We start from the raw sequence: 18,014 nt of genomic DNA, 5'->3' as shown, positions 1-18,014 counted from the left end.
TTGGTTGATTAGGTGGTCGCGTTGACGTAACTCGCCACCTCATCAAGCACTTCAGGATGATCAATCGCATGACGATTGTCGACCGTTTGCCCATTAAGTATTTGCTTAACCGCTAACTCGACCAATTTACCGGATCGCGTTCTCGGTACTTTAGAAATCGGGTAGATTTTCTTCGGTACATGTCTTGGTGAACATTGGGTGCGCAATTGTTGTTTAATGGTCTCGATCAGTTGATCGTTGAGCGAAGCACCTTGTGACAACTCAACAAAAAGAACAATAATTTCATCGCCTTGCTGCTTTTGGCCGACGGCGACCGCATCCGCTATCTCGGTAATCGATTTAAGTGCTTGGTAAATCTCTGCAGTACCGATGCGTACTCCGCCAGGATTGAGTGTCGTATCACTTCGGCCATAGAAGATAAATCCGCCTTGTTCTGAGCGCATGACATCGTCACCATGGTGCCAAGTATTCGGATACTTAGCCCAGTAAGCATTGTGGTAGCGCTCGCCGCTATCATTCCAAAAGCCAATCGGTTGATTAGGGAAACTGTTGCGACAGACTAACTCTCCGCGCTGTTGTATGACCGCTTCGCCCCGCGAGTTAAACGCCGCTACGTCCATGCCTAACCCCGCAACTTGGCATTCTCCCCGATAGACGGGTGAGAGTGGATTACCCAAGACAAAACAGCCACAAATATCAGTGCCTCCAGAAATCGAAGCGAGATGTACATCTGACTTAATATGTTGATAAACATAATCAAACTGATGAGGATAGAGCACTGAGCCAGTAGAGCAGATTGTTTTAAGATCTGCGAGGTGATGATGTTGATTGGGCGAAAGTCCCGATTTTTGTAATGATTCTAGATAAATAGCAGAAGTGCCAAACAGCGTTGTTTTTGATTGCTCAGCCAAAAGCCAGAGAACATTGGGATTTGGATAGATTGGGCTACCATCAAAAATAATTAAAGTCGCTCCACTTGCCAGCGCTGATACGTGCCAATTCCACATCATCCAGCCACAGGTTGTGTAGTAAAACACCCGATCGTTAGCTTGGATATCACAGTGCAGTTGGTGCTCCTTCAGATGATTCAGTAGGGTTCCTCCGACAGAATGAATAATGCACTTAGGCTGTCCAGTCGTGCCTGAAGAGTAAAGAATAAACAAAGGGTCATTAAATGCTACGCGTTGGTAGGTTAATCCTTTTGGTGTATAGCTAGCGAGAATGGATGCCCAATGGGAAAAGTGTTCATTGATGCTTGGGTTATAGGCGCGCTTTTGCAGATAATCAATTTGGCAGACATTATTGAGCGTCGGTAATCGAGTCACTACTTGGGAGTTTTGTTCATGCATCTGGTGCGTTTTACCTGAAAAGGTATACCCATCGCAGCAAAATAGAATTTTAGGCTCCACTTGTGCAAAACGCTCAACCACGCTGTTAACCCCAAAATCTGGGGAAGTTGATGTCCAGATTGCCCCTAAACTGGTGGTCGCGAGCATAGCCACGATCGCTTCTGGGATATACGGTAGATACGCTGCAACTACATCGCCCCGACCGATACCATTTTGTATCAACCACAGCTGAATCATGCAGACTTGATCAGAGAGCTGTTGCCACGTTAAATGGCGACTTTGGCCGCGCTCATTACTAAACCAAATGGCAATATTTTCCGGTTGTTGGTAGGCATAAGCGAGTAAATTTTCTGCGTAATTAAGCTCAGCGTGTGGAAACCAAATTGTATCTCGACTGGGCATAAATGGTGGCCAACGAGCTTCACCTTGAGTTGATAATAACGTGCCTCGTAAGCCAATCACATCACAATATTGCCAGACCTCACTCCAAAACAATTCGGGAGATTCAATCGACCATTGATGCAACTCATCATAGTGAGTCATCGTATAGCCTTGTTGATGAAGATGTTGCATGAATTGGTACAGTTCAGAAGCATGAATACGTTGTTGGCTGGGCGTCCAAATCGGGTCAAAGTGAGACATGTCTTCCTCAAGTTAGCAAATATTAGATACCCAAAGTGTTGTATAAATTGCTGTAAAGTCAAAAAAAGAAGATTGATAAACAAGCAAAATTACGTACTCAGGCATGCTTAATGAGGCTAAATACAAGCGATGGTTGTAAATAAAATGTTACGCAAAGGGCGGGAGCAATCCTTGGTCATGAATGGCAGATTGAAGCAACCGTGAATACGCTAAATGTAATAATAGTGTTACGGAGATTCCGTCATGAGTTGTTATGTTGCTAAATCACTCAATCAACACGGTGAGATCGACTGGAGTGAAGAAGAGCATAGTGTCTGGCACGATCTTGTCGCTCGTCAGCAGTCGATTGTCGGTGAGACCGCTTGCCAGCCCTATTTAGATGGCTTGGATTTACTGGCACTGTCAGCGGATAGAGTGCCACGGCTATCTGATCTCAATCATACTTTAGATCGAGAAACCGGCTGGCAAATTGCCCCCGTGCCCGCCTTAATCAGCTTTGATCATTTTTTTGCGTTATTGGCCGATAAAAAATTTCCTGCGGCAACGTTTTTACGTTCTCGACAAGAGTTTGATTATTTACAAGAGCCCGATTTTTTCCATGAAATTTATGGTCACTGTGCCATGTTAACGCACCCTGATTTTGCGGCATTTACTCATCGATATGGTCAATTAGGTAAGAGTGCTTCTCCTAAAGCACGGGCTTATTTAGCTCGTTTGTATTGGTTCACGGTTGAGTTTGGCTTAGTCAAAGAGCAGGGGAACGTCAAAATTTATGGCGGCGGTATTCTCTCTTCTCCTGCAGAAACACGCTGCGCGCTAGATAAACCAGACTCGCAGCATCGACGATTTGATTTGTTGCAAATACTGCGCACCCCGTATCGAATCGATCATATTCAGCCAGTTTATTACGTATTGGAAGAGATAGGTGAGCTTTACTCACTCAGTCAATTAGATTTAATGCATTATGTTGAACAAGCCATGGCACTAGGCTTACTACCCGCGCCATTTACTGTAAAGGAAGAAAACTATGTTGGATGAATTACGTTGTGAAGCCTGTGATAGCAACGCAACTGCTTTAACTCAAGATCAGCAGCAGACATTACTGAGTGAGCTTGATGGATGGGCACTGGTGCATCGAGACGGTGTTCCGCAGTTAGAAAAAGTCTATCGGTTTAACAATTTCAAGCAGGCTTGGGCGTTTTCTGAGCAGGTAGCAAACCTTGCTGAAGCGATGCATCATCATCCTAAAATCACAGTCGAATGGGGTAAAACGACATTAACTTGGTGGACCCATGCCATTCATGGACTGCACAATAACGATTTTATTTGTGCTGCACGCTGTGACAAACTGCCTCGTTAAGTGAATGATCCTCAGGCGATATTGAGTCTTCGCCTGAGTGATCTTCCCCCCAGTTTCATCCTCATATGCCCCTTCATTCTATCTTCATAAAACTGTCATTATTGTTACACATCTAATCTTTTTGTTTTGATGGTCTTAGTTTTATTCTTATTTTTTATGTATATTTATCATTGCATTAAGGGGTGGTTATGCTTTTTTGGTAAAATTTAAGCTTGAAAAAGTCGCTGAGACTGTTAGTTTAGAAAAGAAACTTGTTTAGAGTTCTAATGGATAATATGTATCAAGCTATGATGACAGCATCGCCTTGGGTTGCATACCCAGAAATTATGCAAAACACTCAGGATGAGTGGACTTTTCGGGTTCCACACCGAACGGATGGTAAGCGAGTTCATGATCTGATAGCACAGTGTGCTCCGCTGGATGAAAACTCTGCTTACTGTAACTTCTTACAATCTACCCACTTTCAAAACACTTGTGTGATTGCTGAGCGTGATCAGGAATTGGTCGGTTTTATTTCAGCCTATCGCAAGCCGGATAAGCCGAATGAGTTATTCATTTGGCAAGTCGCAGTGAGTCCCACTGCGCGAGGTATGGGTCTGGCTTTCCATATGCTGAATGAGCTGCTGACTCGTGATGAATTGAGCGATATCAGAGTGTTAGAAACGACCATTACTCGTGATAATCAAGGCTCTTGGAAATTATTTAAAAAGCTGGATCGAGCACATGGCGAACGCGGTGAAGTGTCTACTTTTCTCGATGAGACTCGCCACTTTGATGGCGAGCATGACACGGAATACTTGTATCGTATCCCGCTCTCTCTTCCCACCAACCAAAAAGGATAAATCCCATCGTTATGGATATCTTCAAAAAGAAAGAATCAAACGTTCAATCTTATGCCAATAATTTTCCTGTTGTGTTCTCTACAGCAAAAGGAAGCTGGCTGTATACCCAAGATGGTGATGCCTACTTAGATTTCTTAGCGGGCGCAGGCTCGTTAAATTACGGCCATAATAACGCCATTTTTAAACAGGCATTGCTTGATTACATTGATAAAGACGGTATTACCCACGGTTTGGATATGCACTCAGAAGCGAAAGCTGATTTTTTACATGCGCTACAAACCTACATTTTTGATCCGCGACAGCTTGATTACAAAGTGCAGTTTACCGGACCAACGGGGACGAATGCCGTTGAGGCAGCGATGAAACTGGCGCGTAAAGTAACCGGCCGGACCAATATTGTGGCTTTCACTAATGGCTTTCATGGCTGTACTTATGGCGCTTTAGCCGCCACAGGGAATCAACATCATCGTGGTGGTGCTGGTATGGGGCTATCAGGGGTGACTCGTATCCCTTACGACGGTTATGCCGATATCGATGGCTTAGCGTTGTTTGAGACTATGCTTGGCGATCCTTCTTCTGGTTTGGATAAACCTGCCGCTGTGCTATTGGAAACCGTACAAGGTGAAGGGGGATTAAACGCAGCCTCTTATCCTTGGTTACAAAAGCTGAGTAAAATTTGTCGAGCGCACGGTGTACTGATGATTGTCGATGACATTCAGGCGGGTTGTGGACGTACGGGAAGCTTCTTTAGCTTTGAACCAGCTGGGATCAAACCCGATATTGTGACGTTATCAAAATCGATTGGTGGTTATGGTTTACCGCTCGCCGTTGTGCTGTTTAAACCAGAGTTAGATGTTTGGAAGCCCGGCGAGCATAACGGTACCTTCCGTGGTAATAATCACGCCTTTGTGACGGCGGCGAAAGCATTACAAACCTATTGGGCTAATGATGATTTTCAACAGCACATTAAAGCCCGAGCTGAACAAGTCACCCATACGATTCAGCAGACCATCCGCCGTTTTCCAAGCTTATTTACGCGTTTGAAAGGGCGTGGATTGATGCAAGGTATTGAATGTCAAGATGGTGAGATTTCTAACACGATCGCTCGTGAGTGTTTTCGTTTAGGCATGGTGATTGAAACCGCAGGGCCACAAGACGAAGTGGTGAAGTTTTTCTGCCCCTTGACGATCAGTGAAAATGAACTGGAGCAAGGCTTAACGATTTTCCAGCAAGCGGTGGAAAACGTCGCTCCGCAGTTTATTCAAAAAGCATCCTAAGGAAAGATCATGATTGTTAGAACATTACAAGAATGCCAACAAAGTGAACGTCGCGTCGTCGCCGAAACGTGGGAAAGTGTACGCATGTTGCTCAAAGACGATAATATGGGATTCTCGTTTCACATCACGACGATTTATCAAAATACCGAGACCCACATACACTACAAAAATCATCTGGAATCGGTGTATTGCATGTCTGGTGAAGGAGAGATAGAAGTTGTTGGCGGTGAAACTTATCCCATTAAACCGGGTACTCTGTATATTTTGGATAAGCATGATGAGCATTATCTACGAGCCCATAAAGAGGCCGATATGGTGATGGCATGCGTATTCAATCCTCCGATAACGGGAGCGGAAGTTCATGATAAAGATGGTGTTTATCCCATCGTTGAGTGAATCTACTGACCATAAGCAGTGTAAATGGATGTTGAACGAATCAAAGTCTATTACGCTGCTTACTCACCTAACCTAACCTAACCTAACCGATATTCAATACAAGGAGACCTTATGTCTTACACCGTAGAAAAAATCGGTGGTACTTCCATGTCGGCGTTTGATGCTGTACTGGACAATATTTTTTTAAAGCCGACTAACCCGTATGGACGAGTGTTTGTGGTATCGGCTTATTCAGGGATGACCGATGCACTTTTAGAGTGTAAACGCACCGGGAAACCGGGTATTTATCAAATGATTGCTAAGCGTGATGAACACTGGCAAGACGCGATATACGAGCTTGAACAACGGATGTTGATGATCAACGAAAATCTGTTTGCCGATCCCATGAGTCGAATTCGCGCCGATAAGTTTATTCGCTCTCGTCTCTCTGAAGCGGTCAATTGCGTCAACAACATTTTAGAAACCTGCCAATATGGTCAGTTTTCACTGCGTCATTATTTACCACAAATTAGAGAGTTCCTCTCTTCTATTGGCGAAGCGCACAGCGCTTATAACACCACGCTTAAATTGAAAACGTTGGGCATTAATGCTCGGTTTGTCGATTTATCGGGTTGGAGTGAACAAACGCGTGGCCAGTTGGATGAGGTGATTGAGCGTGCCTTTGCGGATATTGATGTGACGCGAGAGTTACCCATTGTTACCGGTTACGCTTATTGCGATCAAGGCTTGATGAAGAGTTACGATCGCGGTTACAGCGAAATGACTTTTAGCCGAATAGCTGTCTTAACCGACGCCTCTCAAGCGATCATTCATAAAGAATATCATCTTAGCTCCGCAGACCCTAGAGTCGTCGGGCCGGAGAAAGTTCGCCCGCTGGGACTGACGAATTTTGATGTGGCCGATCAGTTGGCTAATTTGGGTATGGAAGCGATTCATCCTAACGCTGCGGCTGGATTACGTAAAAAAGGCATTGAACTTCGAGTCAAAAATACCTTTGAGCCGGATCATCCTGGTACGCTGATTTCAAATCATCATCAACCGGAAGCCAATAAAGTCGAGATCATTGCTGGGCGCAACAAAGTGTTCGCCTTACATATGTTTGATCAAAGCATGGTGGGTAATGTTGATAATGCCAGCTATGAACTGATGGAAATCATTGCTGAAGCGAAAGTCCATTTAGTTGGTAAAGAAATGAACGCAAATTCAATGACTTACTTCTTGAGTGGCACGAGCGATAACTTGAATCATGTCCTGTATAAAGCAGAGAAGCGTTATCCGAATGCGTCGATTTCAGGAAAAATGGTTGCGTTAATCTCGGCGATTGGAGCGTCGATTAATACTAACCTCGCGCTCGGTAAAGGCATGCAGTCTTTAATGGAAGCGGGGGTCAACCCGATGGCTGCTCACTCATCGATGCGCAATGTTAATGTGCAATTTGTGGTGGAAGATGGTGATTATAACAGTGCAATTTGCGCTTTACACCAAGCCCTAATTAGCCAAAATACCAGTGTGAAAACGGACGACAAAGTTAAAGCGGCTTAGGCCGTCCGCGAACTTTAGCCATTCAACTGCTACCATTCGACCGCTACAGAGCTGATGACCTTGTAGCGGTTTCGTATTTTATTGCGGTGTTGTTCAATCAATCTCTCTGTCCCTTAACCGTTGGGTTGAACAATCAAGCTTGATTGTTGATCGCGCATTGAGGTAGCGGTTCGTCAATTTGGACGATTAATGAATCGTCGGTTTCCAAAGGTTGGCGAGTTTCATGATGTCCAGCCATAACCACAGTTCGGGTATTAAAATAACCACCCGTTTTGGCGGCGGTAAAAAAAGAGTATCTTGGCTGCGTTGAGGAAAAGCCATCACCGCAGGCCAATTTGGACTTGCTGCTCCCGAAGCAGTTTCCGAGATTTGTAAATGGATATTGGGCAAGGTATTCATCGTTACCCCCGTTAATACGTTTAACAGTCAATGTAGGTGGCTTACCCATATAAATAAGGCAAAAAATACGGACTTCAAGCGGGATAAGGAAAAATAGTGTGCTTGTTTTTTCTCACTATCATTGGTTTTGTATCAAGCCGTCTTAAGATTAACATGACTGAAAAAAAAAGCCGCCCTCGAATACAGGGCGGCGTGAATGATCTTAATAAAGTATGAGGGTTTAAGCTTTAGGATCTAACGCATCTTGTAGCGCATCGCCCAGAAAGTTAAACGCCATGACGGTGAATAAGATAGCCACTCCAGGATAAATCGCCAGCCCTGGGGATTGCCAAATCATTTCTTGGGCATTTTGCAACATATTACCCCATGAAGGCAGGGGCGGCTGAATACCTAAGCCAAGGAAAGATAAAGCACTCTCAAGCAAGATGACGCCACCTAAGGCCATGGTGGTCGAAATGATCACCGGTGATAGCACATTCGGCAATACGTGTTTACGGATGATGCGAGCGGAAGAAGCGCCATAACCGACCGCGGCTTTGACATATTCACGTTCACGAACTGATAAGGTGCCAGAACGCACCAAGCGTGCAGTAGTCGGCCAACCGAAGAGAGCGACAATCACAATGATCCGTAACAGGCTAATGGTATCGCCTTGCACCCATTCATCGGGTAGACCTAACTTACGTAAGTCCACGGCGGCAAGTACAATCATCAATGGTAAGGTAGGCAGTGAGAGGGTGAAATCGGCAATGCGCATTAAAATAGCATCGATTTTTCCACCAAAATATCCGGCACAAACACCAATCAAGCTACCGATAATCGCTGTGGCAAATGCCGCCACTGCGCCAACCATTAATGAGATTTGTCCACCATATAAGAGACGTAAAAAAACATCACGGCCCAGCTCATCGGTTCCTAACCAATGGGTACTGCTCGCTGGTTCTAAACGAGCAAAGAAATTGACGTCAAACGGGTCATGTCCGATCCAACGCGCAATCAAAGAGGCAGAGAAACACAGGATCACCAGCAGTACAACAAAAATGGCACTGACTACACCCGCTTTATGGCGTTTAAATCGGTTCCAGACTAAACGCCAAGGTGAAACACTAGGCTGAGCTTTTGGCTGCTCATGAAGCACAACATTCGAACTCATCGTCGTTGTTCCTTGACTCATGATGTCGCTCCTCGGCTTAGAGAAATACGCGGATCCAATTTTGCGTACAGTAAATCGGCCACTAAGTTACCCAATAATGCGGTAAAGGTAATCACCATTAAGCCGAGCAACGCCAGATTGTAATCATTCCCCATAATGGCATCAAAAATCAGTTTTCCCATTCCCGGCCAAGCAAAAATCGTTTCGGTAATTAACGCTCCAGAGAGCATAAAGCCAATATCAAGGGCAACGATAGTGACGAGTGGGATCATCGCATTACGTAGGGCATGATGAATCACCACCCGTTTATTATCTGCCCCTTTAGCTTTAGCGGTACGAATATAATCTTGGCGCATCACTTCCAGCATGGTGCCACGTACGTAACGTGAGTGGCTAGCAACGTTTAACACGGTTAACGTGATCGTCGGGAGTACCATATGTTTAGCGGTTAACCAAAACCCACCCCCTTCAGCTTGTCCCGTTCCGCCAGCCGGAAACCAGCCCAAGGTGACAGAGAAGAGTAAAATAAGCATTAAGGCTAGCCAAAATGCAGGGGTAGAAAAGCCGACAAACGCAGCAAAGCTAATTAAATAATCCGCCCAGCTACGGTGTTTTAACGCGGCAATAATACCGACGGGAATAGCAATCGCTAAAGAGAAGAAAGTCGCGAAGCCGACTAATTTTAAGGTATTGATCACCGCTGGGATCAAGACATCGATCGCTGGTTGCGAATAGAGTCTTGAATAACCGAAATCTCCTTGCAAAGCGGAAGTTAGCCAGTGCCAGTAACGAGTGATGAGCGGTTGATCCAATCCGTATAACGCTTTCATTCTTGCCACATCGGCAGGTGTCATGGTCGGATCGGATTCAAACATCAAATCAATCGGGTCGCCCGGCATCAGGCCAATAAGACTGTAAGAAACGAAGGAAACAAACAGCAAAACCAATAGGCTTTGAATAAAACGATTAGCTAAATAGGTTTTCATGAAACCTCCATAACAGCAATATGAGCGTCATTTTTTACCACATCAGAATGGGTCACTAATTGCGGATAGTGACAAGCGACTTGATGTTTGGCGTGCGCGAGGGTTTGCATCGCGGGTTTCTTCTGACGGCATACCTCATCAGCAAAAGCACAACGCGGATGAAAGGTGCATCCGGATGGCGGATTAATCGGACTCGGCACATCCCCCTGTAGCGCTAAGCCTTTACGTCTGCGCCCCAGAGCGACCTCGGGTACGGCAGCAAGTAGGGCTTGGCTGTAAGGATGAGCAGGGGCAGAAAAGAAAGCTTCGCGCGGCGCTTGTTCGACAATACGCCCTAAATACATCACCACAACTGTATCCGCCAGATGATCGACGACCGCCATATCGTGACTGATAAAAAAGAACGACAGTTGGCGAGTTTCTTTTAACTCAACAAATAAGTTGAGCACTTGGCTTTGTACCGAGACATCCAGCGCGGATAATGGCTCATCCGCAATGATCAGCTCTGGATCCAATACCAATGCGCGAGCGATACAGATCCGTTGACGTTGTCCGCCCGAAAACTCATGAGGATAACGGTTGAGTGCATCTTCACTTAAGCCAACCGAGTATAATGCCTCTAATACTTTAGCGCGTTGCTGCTCACGATTACCCATACCATAGACTTCTAATGGCTCAGAGACCAGTTGTGAGACGGTCATGCGAGGGTTAAGCGCCGAATAAGGGTCTTGAAAGACCAGCCCAAGTTGCTTACGCAGCGCTTTCATGGCTTTTTTGCTTAAGTTAGCGGTCGGTTGGCCAGTGATGTACACCTCGCCTCTACTTGGTTTTTCAAGCAGTGAGACCATTCGACCTAAGGTGGATTTGCCACAGCCAGACTCGCCGACAATCGCTAAGGTTTCGCCTTTGCTAATCTGCAGTGAAATATCATCCACCGCGTGAAGATATTGCTGATGGCGTCCAAAAAAATCACTGTCGCCAATTGGGTACGCTTGGCTGACATTATCGAGTTTAACTAGCATGGGCAAACTCCACTTGATGGCACGCAACGCTGTGCGAGTTTGAAAGGGAGAGTGTTGCCGGCATCTGCTGGTGGCAGAGTGGTTTTGCTTGCTGACAACGATCGACAAATGGGCAGCCGAGACTGCGTTGCCCAAGCGGGGGCACACTCCCAGCAATCGCGGGTAAACGAGCTTGACGGTGGCCAATCCGCGGTAGGGTAGCGAGTAGTCCTTGGGTGTAAGGATGCTGTGGATCGCTAAACAATTGATCAGAGGTTCCTTCTTCTACCACCCGACCGGCGTACATCACGACGACGCGATCGGCAAGTTGTGAGACGACACCTAAATTGTGGCTAATAAATTGAATGGCGGTGCCGGTGGTTTCTCGCAGCTCTTCAAGCAAGTCTAAAACCTGCGCTTGTACGGTAACATCAAGGGCGGTGGTTGGTTCATCAGCAATGATCAGTTTAGGCCGACAGGCGAGCGCCATGGCTATCATTACCCGCTGGCGCATGCCACCAGACAGCTCATGTGGATAAGCTTTGGCGCGACGCAGTGGATCGGGGATATGCACTTGTTCCAGCATTTCAATCGCTTTTTGTCGCGCTTGTGCTTTGTTGTCTCCTTGATGAAGAAGAAACATTTCTGCAATTTGATCGCCAACCGTGACCACCGGATTTAAGGCGGTCATTGGCTCTTGAAAGATCATCGCGATGCCTTCACCGCGTAGTTTTTGCCATTGCTCAGCGGTATTGGTCAGGATATTTTGTCCGGCAAACGTGACCGAACCAGAGGCTTGCATAATCGATGGTTGCAACCCCATTAAGGTTAAAGACGCTAGACTTTTGCCACAGCCAGACTCACCGACAATTCCAACAATCTCACCAGCATGGATACGATAACTAATATCATGCACGGCTGGGTGACCATGGAAGGTCACCCGCAATTGGTTTACATCTAATAATACTTCGCTCATTGGTTTATGCCCCATCTTTACGCCATTCTTCTACCCATAAGGTAGAGGGGTATTTATGACCCGTTGGGCGCACGCCTTTTAGCCACTTTGGCATCACATAACTATCAGATCGGAAGTAAAGAGGTAACGCCGGTAAGTCTTCAGCGTAAAGTGACTGCATTTTGTGGAACAGTTGATGACGAGCCTCATCATCGAGCTCCACTTCAATTTTTTCGAGTAACACATCCATATCAGGGTTGTTGTAACCGATGTAGTTTTGTCCAGCCCAACTATTTTGTGCCGATGGGATCTGCGCTGAATGAAGCGTAGTTAATGGCGGGCTTTCAGGTGCAGAAGCCCAAGCAAACATTGCGAGTGCTTGATGTTTACGTTGATTAAGCGTTTCACCAAAGAAGACGCGAGCGGGTTGGTTATTAATTTGTACGCGTACGCCAATTTGTCGCCATTGTGATTGCAATACTTGCTGAACCAACTCACGAGAGCGGTTACCGGCGGTAGTCATTAATTCTAACTGGAGTGGACGACCTTCTTTATCAACCATGACATTGTTGCGCAGCGTGTAGCCGGCTTTTTCAAGCAATTGGCGAGCTTTGACCGGATCGTATTGGTATTGATGTACCCCATCAAAGAAAGTGACATCGAGTGGATGAACGTTACTGTGAGCAACGGGTTGACGTCCTTCAAATAGACGATTGACCAACTCTTCTCGGTTCATGCCGTACATCAGCGCTTGGCGTACTTCACGAATGGCGAGATGCGGATTATCCATTTGAGTATCAAGATGTTCGTAGAGTAATCCTGGCGCGTATTCGACCGTAAAGCGATTCGCGTGACGCTTCTCAAATTGTAAGGCTTGTTCAATCGAAAAGCCCAGCTCACCCGGAACGTAGTCGACAGAGCCTGATAACAAATGCGCCTCAAGCGCTGCCGTGTTTTCGACGACTTTAAAGATCAGGCGATTAAAATCCGGCGCTTGATCTTTCCAATGCGAGTTACGCTCTAAGGTGATAAAGCTACCTTGTGAAATTTGCGTGATGCGAAAGGGTCCATTGTATAAACCAGGATGAGTGGGCTGGGTAACGTACAGCGTTCGGCGATCATACGTCGTTGGATCTTCGCGATAGATCGCTTCTTCTAGGTGCGCAGGGAGTACAGACGGAACATAATCACGGTACTTAAAGTGCGCTTTATTAAGATAGACCTCGAAGGTCTTGTCATCCAAAGCCACCACTTTCTCCATGATTCGGTTACTTTCTAAACCGGGAATGCCTTTGACATTAGGATCGGTCAGAACGGCATGAGACAGAAGTACATCTTTGGTGGTGATGGGTGTACCATCTCCCCAATATAAATCGTCTTTGAGCTCAACGGTGAGTTTGATACCGAGTGTACCATCTTCTCTGGTGTATTTTTCCGCACGTCCATTATCCAAAGAAGGGGTTTCTGTACATAACATACAGAAACTTTGCCAATCATGGTTGTAAGCGACCATATCACGAAAGGCGGTCCCCATAATCAGCGAATTGGCTGTCATTGAATCAATCACAGGATGTAAGTTACTTGGGAATTGAGTAATGCCCAATGAAAGATCATTGGCAATGCTTGTCGCACTAAGCAAACTGCTGCTTAAAGCGACTGCTAAGAGTGTTTTTTTCATCATCACGGCTCCATGTGTAATAATCAATGGGTAATGTTGCATATTTGTTTCTTTCATTCAATAAAAGGCATTAATGCCAAGAGAATGATTGAATCTGTGTCTAGATTTAATAAGTCCCAGCTCAAAAAGTGAGCTGGGAAAGTGTTTTTCTGATAATGAGGATCAATACAATTCTTTATCAGACATCATTGGTTATCTATTAGCGATTTGAAATCGGTAAACTATCAAGAATCTGATAATACTGGCCGGCAACTCGCTCAAATTCACCATTGGCGTAAGCGTTAATTAACGAGAGATCGGCTGTCCAGAAAAACTGTTGATCCACTGATTCATTGGCATAGCCTTGAGCGACATTGTCAACGGCAGTGAAGTACTGCTCTTGAAAATCGGATGCAAACAGGGCACGACTACGCCAGAAGATGTTATAGAGCTCTGGGAGGCTAAACGTTAACGGATTATCACGGTTTTGGTAGAGATTCTCTTTCTTAAGCAGAGGTGTGTTATCTTCCATCGCTAATGCATTGATAAAAGCAATAAATCTTTCAACTTCATCATCGCCTTCATCTATCTTAAGCTCCACAAAGCGTTGTATTAACTCAGGGTTAAGTGCTTTGATCGGACTATGAAAGGCGGGAATAATCGTTTCCAAGATACCATTCCAAGCCGTTTCAATTTGCGTGGTTTTTGCGCGTAACTCGGCATTAGAATAGTTTTGCAGTTTGGTGGTTAACTGATAACCCTCGTTTGCCTGTAGAGCACTGGCGTATTGATAAGCCATGGTGTTGGCTTTGCTGGCGACATAACGTTGGCCATAGAGATCAAACGGTATGGTTTCACCAGCGATAGTGCCGGAACGATCTTGCTGTTTAGTCCAGCTGTCGTATTGGGCGATACCACGACTGCGCACTTCAAAATCATTCGACTGCATCTGCTCAACGGCTTGTTGTAAGATCAAGTTGGCTAAGTTATTTCGAGAGTTCTTAGAAATATTGAAGCTACCCATGATTCCACGAGGTAATGGTGGTAAAGATTCCAATAATTCGGTTTTATGCAGATTGACGGTGACCCCACTATTGATAGGGAGTGTGTAAGCATTGCCATCTTTATCGCGCAAAGCAATCGGAGTATTGAGCGCTTCTTTAGCGATGAGGTTAGCCATAATATTATCAAATTGCGCTTTAACACCAGGTAGATCGAGCAAGTTAGCATAGCTCACTTCATCGGTTTGGCGTAGTGAATAGCGACGGGCAAGTAAATTACTGGCGAGCAATTTATCAGGCCATATCCCTAACACTGAGACTGCATTTGACCATGGAAAATCGGGGTCAAAGCCTTTGACGGAGTTAATGAATCGACCATTAACCGTCTCTGCTACGGGTGTAAATCCACGAGCAAAATCGTTAATGATTTCAGAGCTTACCGAGTCAAAGCAAGATGCATCACCAATATTGTAAGTGGCAGGTATCTTGAATGAGTAGCCATTGAGCATATGCCCTAATGATTCAACTCGATATTGATTACCATTTTGTAAAACACATTGATGTTCTGGAGTCGCTAAGACGTCTAAAAAGAACTGTGCCGCGAGCTTTGACGCATTACCTAAATCGCAGAACCAAAAATCCGTGTCTTGACCACGACAGTACTCGGGATTACTGGTTAAGCTACTGAGAAAATCCCCAGGCTTTGCACCAGCAGGAGCGATACCTAGTGAACGATAACGATAATCGATGCGCTCATGATCTTCTAAGATATCACGAATTTCATTCATTTCTCTAAAGCGACGTAAAACGTAGCTTGGATAATCACTATTGAATAAACCAGAAATACCATGAATACCAATATTACGAGCATCATAGCTGTCTAAATGACGTTGCCATGAATAGGTGACGATTTCGGTTAAATTCGTTCCTTCATCAAAGCGGTTACAATCGCTATTGAGAGAGACATTACCATCAGTACAGAACTGATAATTGATCTGCGCTAACTCTGACAAATTATGTTGTTGTTTAATTTGGGCGAGATAGTTTATTGCGCCATAGCGCACTTGCTCATACAGGGCGTTGCGATAAGGCGATTGATGAGCATTATAAGCAATCGCATCAAACGTCGATAAGTCACAACTATACCGTACTTGCCCATCGTTGAGCTGACCACGAGGTTGGCAATCGAGTAAACTGGGGTTATTTGGATTTCTCGCACTCAAAATAAAGGGATTCTCTGCATCAGACTGAGCATGCACTGAATTTGCTGGCGCTGTGATGTCAATTTTACGGCCGTAGGCAAACTTAAGGGCGGCAAGATCATATTTACCCCAAGTGGGTAGTTGATCGAGCATGCTTGGTGCGTAATCCATGATTGAACTATAAGCGGGAATATTATTGAGACCAATGGCTTTCGCTTCTTGTTGAGTATAGAAGTTCGCCTTGTCATTTGAGCCTTTAAAGTTATGACGCAACCCAAGGTTATGCCCTAGCTCATGCACCAGCGTTGAGGCATAAGTTGCAACCGTAATCGCATCTGCCGCTTGTTGTTTCAATCCGCTAGGAAGAGCAGACCAGCGTTTTAATTGTTTAACTTGTTCCCCTTGTGCGTTAGTGATGGTGTCAAAAAAACCTGCATCGGTTAACGGCAAGTTATCCAATAGAGTTTTAGAGGTTGAGGAAACCCAAGTGGCTTCGACAGGATAAATATTGTTTTCAGACCAAGTGGCTAAACGGCGTTCTTCGGCATGCAGTAGCTCCTCTAGGCTCATGTCATCATCAAACTTACGAAAGATTGATTCAGGAAGGCTCGCAGACGGTCTTTGATTTAGGGCATGATCAGCGCCTAATAACGGTACCTGAAACTGGGTAGTATCCACGCGCTCAACTTGTTCCATTAATCGCAATACATTCTGCTGCGCTAAGCGAGCGGCAATATCTTGAGATAGGGCTTGACTGCTTTGTGCGTGAGCCGTGGTTATCGATTCACTATCCGATAAGCTGCGTTCAATTTGGCCACGATTGTAAAACCGCACTAAATTATCCCAATAGAAAGGTACTCCTGCCCGAGCAACTCCTGAGTATTGGTTAACATGAGCTTTTAAAATCTCACCAGTCAAAGGGTGGCTGACGGATGGACCATAACCGAGCAATCCATTGGCCAGCGGCTCATCGATAAGATTAATTACATTGTAGCGAAGATCACCGGGATGAATATTCATTGGTTGGTTACGATTGACAATCGTGATGGGTGGCTTTCCTGAATCAGGTTCAATGATCCTAAGGGTACGATTCATAAGATCGATGGTTTCTAATGTTGAGTCCAAGAACAGTTTGTTTTTTGGCTCAAAGAAACTATCACTTAAATAGTACTCAATCGGTTGGTTGGGATTGAAACGATTGAGATAGGTCACCGTTCTATCATAGCGGTTGGTAATAGGATCTAGAACTTTCGATGACGTGGTAAAAAAACCGATGTCATTTTCATCTTTTACAGGGTAGGGAATCGGCTGATAATCCGTGGAAGCTAATTGGCTTTCATGAACTAAAGAGTAATGAAAACGAGATTTAAACGCACCGTCTTGAATGGCATCACGCAGCCCTGCGCGGTTTTCCCATTTGATGTACGAGCTACGCTTATCTTCATCAATTTTGAATGTACGCTCAATTTCAAAATTGAGTACGCCAGCTTTAGGATCAAACTTCCAAGAAATCAGTTCTGCTTTGCCTATCTCAGAAATACCTTCACGAATGCCATAAAAGTCTTCCCAGTTCAGCTCTGCAATCAATAGATCTTCAGGCTTAGGGGTAAAATGTGTGTTAGCACGAAAAGGGAGGTTGGCGTCTTTGTTTGCTTCTTCTTTATTAACACAATCACCATAGCGATCTTCTTGACAACGATAAGCGGCGAAATCACCCGGTATGGTTAAAATGTGTGAGAAATTCGTTTGTCTATCACTGCCCACGGCGTTGCTTGGTTGTGGTATACAATAACCATTAGCATCTTTAGGGAGAGTCGCATCTGGATAGTTGCTATCGTAGTTGCGAACTTCTAAACCACGCTCACTAAAACAGACTTCTGCATAGCGGCCCATGCCTTGTAAAAAAGGAAACTGATTAATCGCAAAGCGCGGAGCGGCACCCGTGGTCGGAACGTAAAACCAGCGACCTTCTGTTTTAAGATCTTTTACCGCGATTTCTTTGATATCACGGGGAAGCGTGTCATAAGATTGTTTATCTGCGCCGCATCCCGCCAAAATGACGGTAATCGACGATGCTAACAAGAGTTTTCTCATCGTATTGCTACCTATGTTTGTTGTGTTTATTTACTCGTACACATCCACCGATTCGTCAAGCACAGACAATGAGTCATTATTGAACGGATAATAATGACCCATGATGGGTGATGCCGATGAAAGCAATAAATGTGTGATGGTTTGTTATAAATCGAGTG

Annotated in this window: 14 protein-coding genes; 6 read left to right on the top strand and 8 right to left on the bottom strand. The window is 45.1% G+C overall.

The genetic code is table 11. The annotated features are described in order from the left end of the window. Positions 1-8: 8 nt before the first annotated feature. Complete coding sequence (locus AACS00_RS10490; protein WP_110167368.1) at positions 9-1,991, bottom strand: acetoacetate--CoA ligase; 1,983 nt, start codon at positions 1,989-1,991, stop codon at positions 9-11. A gap of 243 nt (positions 1,992-2,234) precedes the next feature. Between AACS00_RS10490 and phhA the strand changes: the two genes are divergently transcribed. The 6 genes from phhA to AACS00_RS10460 all read left to right on the top strand — a co-directional run bounded on the left by phhA (position 2,235) and on the right by AACS00_RS10460 (position 7,408). Next, complete coding sequence (gene phhA / locus AACS00_RS10485) at positions 2,235-3,029, top strand: phenylalanine 4-monooxygenase (protein WP_110167367.1); 795 nt, start codon at positions 2,235-2,237, stop codon at positions 3,027-3,029. Then, the gene (locus tag AACS00_RS10480; protein ID WP_110167366.1) at positions 3,019-3,351 is read left to right on the top strand and encodes a 4a-hydroxytetrahydrobiopterin dehydratase; all 333 of its coding nucleotides are present in this window, start codon (positions 3,019-3,021) and stop codon (positions 3,349-3,351) included. The genes phhA and AACS00_RS10480 overlap by 11 nt, the downstream gene beginning before the upstream one ends. A gap of 287 nt (positions 3,352-3,638) precedes the next feature. Beyond that, a complete protein-coding gene (gene ectA, locus AACS00_RS10475) occupies positions 3,639-4,193 on the top strand; it encodes a diaminobutyrate acetyltransferase (protein ID WP_172465337.1) in 555 nt (184 codons plus the stop codon). A gap of 11 nt (positions 4,194-4,204) precedes the next feature. Next, on the top strand, positions 4,205-5,470 hold the full coding sequence (ectB, locus tag AACS00_RS10470) for a diaminobutyrate--2-oxoglutarate transaminase (protein ID WP_110167365.1): 1,266 nt from the start codon (positions 4,205-4,207) through the stop codon (positions 5,468-5,470). Between the two features lie 9 nt (positions 5,471-5,479). After that, entirely contained in the window at positions 5,480-5,866 is a 387-nt protein-coding gene (locus tag AACS00_RS10465; RefSeq protein WP_110167364.1) for an ectoine synthase, read from the top strand. 111 nt (positions 5,867-5,977) lie between these two features. Further along, positions 5,978-7,408 (top strand): aspartate kinase, encoded by a 1,431-nt coding sequence (locus AACS00_RS10460; protein WP_072670640.1) that lies wholly within the window; start codon positions 5,978-5,980, stop codon positions 7,406-7,408. Between the two features lie 186 nt (positions 7,409-7,594). Here AACS00_RS10460 and AACS00_RS10455 read toward each other — a convergent pair whose 3' ends face one another. From AACS00_RS10455 to AACS00_RS10425, 7 genes are all read right to left on the bottom strand, one after another. Further along, complete coding sequence (locus AACS00_RS10455) at positions 7,595-7,807, bottom strand: hypothetical protein (RefSeq protein ID WP_110167363.1); 213 nt, start codon at positions 7,805-7,807, stop codon at positions 7,595-7,597. A gap of 220 nt (positions 7,808-8,027) precedes the next feature. Then, complete coding sequence (locus tag AACS00_RS10450) at positions 8,028-8,960, bottom strand: ABC transporter permease (protein WP_110167505.1); 933 nt, start codon at positions 8,958-8,960, stop codon at positions 8,028-8,030. Between the two features lie 17 nt (positions 8,961-8,977). Continuing rightward, entirely contained in the window at positions 8,978-9,946 is a 969-nt protein-coding gene (locus tag AACS00_RS10445; RefSeq protein WP_110167362.1) for an ABC transporter permease, read from the bottom strand. Next, positions 9,943-10,968, bottom strand: coding sequence for an ABC transporter ATP-binding protein (locus AACS00_RS10440; protein ID WP_110167502.1), 1,026 nt, complete (start codon positions 10,966-10,968; stop codon positions 9,943-9,945). Before AACS00_RS10440 ends, AACS00_RS10445 begins: the two co-directional genes overlap by 4 nt. Continuing rightward, positions 10,958-11,923, bottom strand: coding sequence for an ABC transporter ATP-binding protein (locus AACS00_RS10435; RefSeq protein WP_110167503.1), 966 nt, complete (start codon positions 11,921-11,923; stop codon positions 10,958-10,960). The genes AACS00_RS10440 and AACS00_RS10435 overlap by 11 nt, the downstream gene beginning before the upstream one ends. 4 nt (positions 11,924-11,927) lie before the next feature. Further along, positions 11,928-13,580, bottom strand: coding sequence for a peptide ABC transporter substrate-binding protein (locus AACS00_RS10430; RefSeq protein ID WP_110167504.1), 1,653 nt, complete (start codon positions 13,578-13,580; stop codon positions 11,928-11,930). Between the two features lie 199 nt (positions 13,581-13,779). Continuing rightward, positions 13,780-17,856, bottom strand: a complete 4,077-nt coding sequence (locus AACS00_RS10425; protein ID WP_110167361.1) for a zinc-dependent metalloprotease — start codon at positions 17,854-17,856, stop codon at positions 13,780-13,782. Positions 17,857-18,014 lie beyond the last annotated feature (158 nt).

This window comes from Vibrio sp. 11986-1-5 (assembly GCF_963878025.1).
In the GTDB taxonomy this organism is placed as follows: Bacteria; Pseudomonadota; Gammaproteobacteria; order Enterobacterales; family Vibrionaceae; genus Vibrio; species Vibrio injensis.
The sequence above is the reverse complement of the archived record's forward strand: the minus strand, read 5'-3'. Positions and strand labels throughout refer to the sequence as shown.

Bases quoted from the DNA above. Each gene is read 5' to 3' on its own strand.
- AACS00_RS10490 (WP_110167368.1), bottom strand. From the start codon at position 1,991: ATGTCTCACTTTGACCCGATTTGGACGCCCAGCCAACAACGTATTCAT.
- phhA (WP_110167367.1), top strand. From the start codon at position 2,235: ATGAGTTGTTATGTTGCTAAATCACTCAATCAACACGGTGAGATCGAC.
- AACS00_RS10480 (WP_110167366.1), top strand. From the start codon at position 3,019: ATGTTGGATGAATTACGTTGTGAAGCCTGTGATAGCAACGCAACTGCT.
- ectA (WP_172465337.1), top strand. From the start codon at position 3,639: ATGATGACAGCATCGCCTTGGGTTGCATACCCAGAAATTATGCAAAAC.
- ectB (WP_110167365.1), top strand. From the start codon at position 4,205: ATGGATATCTTCAAAAAGAAAGAATCAAACGTTCAATCTTATGCCAAT.
- AACS00_RS10465 (WP_110167364.1), top strand. From the start codon at position 5,480: ATGATTGTTAGAACATTACAAGAATGCCAACAAAGTGAACGTCGCGTC.
- AACS00_RS10460 (WP_072670640.1), top strand. From the start codon at position 5,978: ATGTCTTACACCGTAGAAAAAATCGGTGGTACTTCCATGTCGGCGTTT.
- AACS00_RS10455 (WP_110167363.1), bottom strand. From the start codon at position 7,807: ATGAATACCTTGCCCAATATCCATTTACAAATCTCGGAAACTGCTTCG.
- AACS00_RS10450 (WP_110167505.1), bottom strand. From the start codon at position 8,960: ATGAGTTCGAATGTTGTGCTTCATGAGCAGCCAAAAGCTCAGCCTAGT.
- AACS00_RS10445 (WP_110167362.1), bottom strand. From the start codon at position 9,946: ATGAAAACCTATTTAGCTAATCGTTTTATTCAAAGCCTATTGGTTTTG.
- AACS00_RS10440 (WP_110167502.1), bottom strand. From the start codon at position 10,968: ATGCTAGTTAAACTCGATAATGTCAGCCAAGCGTACCCAATTGGCGAC.
- AACS00_RS10435 (WP_110167503.1), bottom strand. From the start codon at position 11,923: ATGAGCGAAGTATTATTAGATGTAAACCAATTGCGGGTGACCTTCCAT.
- AACS00_RS10430 (WP_110167504.1), bottom strand. From the start codon at position 13,580: ATGAAAAAAACACTCTTAGCAGTCGCTTTAAGCAGCAGTTTGCTTAGT.
- AACS00_RS10425 (WP_110167361.1), bottom strand. From the start codon at position 17,856: ATGAGAAAACTCTTGTTAGCATCGTCGATTACCGTCATTTTGGCGGGA.